The organism is Dietzia sp. IBK-p2-15D, from assembly GCF_057773105.1.
In genome coordinates this window covers 1-434 of record NZ_JBYMTK010000127.1, presented here as the reverse complement: position 1 = coordinate 434, position 434 = coordinate 1, and the positions used below count along the sequence as shown (strand labels likewise).

At 49.3% G+C, this 434-nt stretch carries 1 protein-coding gene; it reads left to right on the top strand.

What is annotated here, in order from left to right; genetic code table 11:
- A partial coding sequence (locus tag AC3DEV_RS17195; RefSeq protein ID WP_488372908.1) for a hypothetical protein occupies window positions 1-373 on the top strand: 373 nt, incomplete at its 5' end.
- Between the last annotated feature and the right edge of the window lie 61 nt (window positions 374-434).

The following is a 434-nucleotide window of genomic DNA, read 5'->3' as shown; positions in this document are numbered from 1 at the left end:
CTGTGCCTTAAATGGTGGTTCGCTGGTTCAACATTCCCACCATCCCGTCAGGCATAAGCTGCTTACTTTTGATGGCAAAGAGTTGGTCATTAACTCCTGCCACCATCAGCGAGCCTTCCCTTATGTTCCGGGATGTGACCATAAGCTTATTGGTTGGGCTCCGATGGGAACATCAGCGTTCAACCAAGGCGAGACGCCACAAGAAGACATGACCGGCCAACCCGAAGCCGAAATTGTCTTTTATAAGGAGACGGCCTGCCTAGGTATACAACACCATCCTGAATGGTTATGGCCGGGATCAGATGCACAGGACCGAGCAAGCCTCGATTACGTGAGAGACTTGGTTGATGCTCTTGTTGAAGGTCAGTTGTAAAGCAACACGAGACCGAACAACCTGCGTAAGTGGTTGTTCACCTATTTATGATCGAACATTA